2 protein-coding genes are annotated in these 4,030 nt (G+C 68.1%); both read right to left on the reverse strand.

The window, feature by feature from the left end:
* Positions 1-999, reverse strand: a 999-nt coding sequence (locus ACLFQI_RS12185) for a lysophospholipid acyltransferase family protein (RefSeq protein WP_410759703.1), incomplete at its 3' end; no start/stop codon positions are given.
* 14 nt (positions 1,000-1,013) lie between these two features.
* A partial coding sequence (locus tag ACLFQI_RS12190; protein WP_410759705.1) for a translocation/assembly module TamB domain-containing protein occupies positions 1,014-4,030 on the reverse strand: 3,017 nt, incomplete at its 5' end.

Here is a 4,030-nt window from a genome sequence, read left to right on the forward strand (position 1 = left end):
CCGCCGCGAAGGATAGATCGGCGCCGCGCCCTCGGGGCGAGTCTTAAAGCGCCGATGCACCCAGAAATACTGCGCCGGCATGCTGCGCAAACGCGCCTCGATCACCCGATTCATCCGCGCCGTGTCGGCCTCCACATCGCCGCTCGGAAAATCCGCGAGCGGCGGATCGAAACACAGCTCCAACCCCTCGCCGCTCGGCAAGAAGCGCGCAAAGGTCGGAATCACCACCGCATTCGCAAGCCGCGCGATGCGCCCCAAGGTCGGCACGGTCGCCGCCGGCACGCCGCAAAACGGCACGAACAGACCGCGCCGCCGACCCGGGTCCTGATCCGGTAGATAAAACAACGGCACGCCTGACTTCAGCGTCCGAATCAACCCGCGCAGATCATCCCGGCGCTCGACCGGAATCGCCCCGAAGCGCGTGCGCGCTCGGCGCACCTGCGCATCGAGCACCGGATTCCGGATACGCTGATACATATACATGCCGGGATGCACCAGGGCCGTGAACGCGGTCCCGCCCAACTCGAGCCCGACGAAATGCGGCACCAATACGATCACCGGCCGCCCGGCCGCCAGCAAGGCATCGATCCGCTCGCGATGGCGCAAGCGCAGGATGCGCGCCAAACGCTGCGGCGGCGCCGACCAGCTCAGCCCCTGACAGACCGCCGCGACGCCCAGCCAGCCGAAATGCTCGCGCACCAGTCGCGCGCGCGCTCGCGAGTCGTACTCGGGCAGACAAAGCGCGAGGTTGGCACGCGCAACCTGGCGCCGCCCCCAGGCCAGCCGATAGCCGATCCCGCCCAAACCGCGCCCAAGCGCGACTTGCAACCGAAACGGCAGCAGCGCCAGGAGCTTGAACAGCCCCACGACGATCCAGCTCGGCCAGTATCTTGGCGCGAAGAGGGATGTCCCGCTTGCCTGCCGCCTCGATCCCGGGCTCGATTTCCGCTTTGGCCGCCGGCTTGATCCCCGGCTTGACCCCCATCGGCGCTCATTCACGTCGCACGTCGGCCTCAATTCTCGAACTTGTAGAAGATATCCACGCCTTGCGCGTCACCGGTCTCGCTCTGCAGTTGGAGACGTTTGGTCAGGTCGTAACGCATCTTGATGCGATCCGACTGGTCGCCCAGGCTGCTGTCGTACTCCATGAACAGCTTGGGCGCGATATAGGTACCGACCGAGAGAGAACGATCATCGGTCTCGCCATCGCGCCGGGGCGGGATACCGGTCACCAGATAACGGGTGATTTCGGATTGCGACATGTTCGGGTCGGACTCCGAGAAGAACGCCAGCTTCGGATGCCGCAGGGTCCCCAGCACCCGCACACCAGCGCTGAGATCACCCCCTTCGCGCTGCGCATCGAGGATGATCCCCGGATTGTCGAGCGGGGTGCTGGCGAACAGGACGATGCCTTTCTTGATCGCCAACGGCGGACCGACCGAGGTCAGGAGGCCGAGTCCCGGGAGCGACACCCGATAGGTGCCATCGATCACCTCCAGTTCACCATTGCCCAGCAAGGGCTTGCCTGGCTCTTGCGTGACCCGAAGCTGACCCTGTAGCCGCCCCTGCAGCCCGAAGGCCTCGATCAGCACCTCGTCCCCGAGTTCGGCGAGGACATCGATGCCGATCGGCACCCCGCCGTTGTCGGTCTTTTCCTCGAGCACCACGTCCGGCGACGGCTGGACCGCCCCCGCCGGAATCGTGCGCGGCATGATGGTTGCCTTGGGCACGCTCAGCTCGCCGCGCACCGCGCCACCGTCAGGACCAAAGCCCGCCTCCAGATCCAAGGACACCACCGCCATGTATTCCTTGCTGTCGGCCACCTTGAGGTCTTGCCCTGTGAGCTGCACCGAGAGGTTGGGCTGCCCTGCGCTGATGTCGGTCACCTGGCCATCGACATCGAGCTGACCGCCGCCCACCAGGGCACCGCCATCGAGCCGGATCGCATCCCCGCCCTCGCTGGCGGCGGTCAGATCGAGATCCTCGACGCGCAGCCCAAGCACTGGAACGCTCAGCGCAAGCTCGCGAGCCGCCAGGCTGCCGTTGATCCGGGGTTGCGTCAGCCGGCCGCCGAGCCCGAGATCGCCATCGATCCGGCCTTCGGTGTCGCTGACCTCGGGCGCCAGCGCCGCGAACCGGTCCAGCCCGTCGAGCGCGATGCGGAGACGCCCATTCAATGCCTGGCGCTCGAGCGCACCGAGCCGGAAGCCGGGCAGGCCAACCTCGGCGTCGACCCGTCCGGCGCCGTCGATGGGCAGCTCGAAGCGCGCATCCACGCCGGCGTCGCCGGCGCGCACATCGAGCCGGGTGCCGCTGAACACCAAGGTCTCGCTCGCCTTGGCGAGGACGATCTCGACCCCGCCCTCGGGCACCCGCAGCTCGGCGCTGCCGGCGAGCCGATCGCCTTCGGCCTCGATGTCGGCGCGCGCGGTCAGATAGCCGTTGATCGAGGTGGTCTCCGGGGTGAGCGCGTCGAGCAGCTCGAAGTCAAGCCGTTGCAGATCGAGCGCGACCGAGACCCGCCCCGCCTCGGGCTGGCGAAAGCCGATACAGCCGCTCGAGGAGCCGCCGTTGCCGAGACAGAGCGGACCTGCCTCCACCGCACCTGCGGCCAGGTTGAAGGGCGCCGCGCGTTCCAAGCCCCAATCGCCGTATTCCCGCGACGCCAGCGCCAGCCGCGTCAAGCGACCGCGATAGGCGCGGCGGTTGTCGAGACCCGCCTCGAGGGCCAGCGCGAGGCTCAGCGGCTCGCCATTGATCTCGGCGTTGAGCCGATGCGAGCCGGTGCTGCCCTGCCCCCGCGCCCGCAGGCGCTCGAAGCGCTGGCCGCCGAGGATCAGCGTGTCGCCCTCGAGGGTAAGCCGAAAGGGGCTTTCCGGGGCGAGGCCGACATCGGCCGTGGCATCGAGGCGCGCAATGCCCTGGCCGTCCAGCTCGATCCCCCGACCCGTGAGCGTCAATGTTGCGCGCGGCTGCGCGCGGGTTCCGACGAGCGTGCCCTCGGCCTCGAGGCGGCCCTGGAGATCCGGCAGCAGGGCGGCCAGGTTCGGCGAGTCGAGGCTATAGCGCAGATCCAACCGCTCGCCGACCCGTCCATCGGCGACGAATCGCGTCTCGCCGGAGGCCGCTTGCAGCGTGCGAAGGCTGAGCGTCTCCCCTTGCATCCCGAGATCCGCCTGCAGGGTCACCGGATAACCGCGCAGCTCGCCGCCGAACTCGTCGAGACGGGCGCCGAGATCGAGACCGTCCGCCGTCAGCTCGCCCTGACTCTGGAGGCGCCCGCCGAGCCTGCCCGGCCAATCGGCGAGCAGTTGTCCTGGGTCCAGCTCGGCCAAGGTCAGATCGGCCTCCCAGCGCGGCCTGGGCGACCAGCTCAGCGTGCCGCTGCCCTCGATGCGGCCATCGATGACCTCGATCGCCAGCGTCTCGAACCTGGCCTCGGATGTCGTCCCGCTGCCAGCCAGATCCAGGCGGGTCGGCGGATAATCGGCGAGCGCCGCCTCCGCGTTGAGCCTGAAATCGAAGCCGCTCTCAAGCCCGCCGGCGGTCTCGGCGCTCAGCCCGATGCGGCCCTCCAGTCCCGCCGCATAGCGGCCAGGATCGAGATCGCTCGCGGTCAGCGCCAGCTCCCAACTCAGCTCCGTTGACCAGTCCAACCGGCCCTTACCGCTGATGAGACCATTCAGCGTGTCGATCTTGAGTTCGCGGAGATCCGTGTGGCGCTGATCGCCGCTTCCCGCCAGCGCGAGTTCGGTGTCTGGGATGTGCTCGCCATAGGCTTGGGCATCGATGCGATAGGAATAATCGTCGAGCCTTCCTGTGCTCTGCAACCGTGCCTGGAGATCGATCGGCGGCGCCTCCGGCACGAGTTCGGGCAGATCGATGGACGCGAGATCAAGCTCGGCCTGCCAATGCGGTGTCTTCAACGCCTCGTTGACCTGTGCCCGCAGCCGGGCCTCGATGGCGCCTGAAAGCCGATGCTGGATCCGCAATGCCTCGAGATCACCGGTCACTTGCCCCTCGCCGGTGA

It is taken from the genome of Halochromatium sp., from assembly GCF_046541315.1.
Lineage (GTDB): Bacteria > Pseudomonadota > Gammaproteobacteria > Chromatiales > Chromatiaceae > Lamprobacter.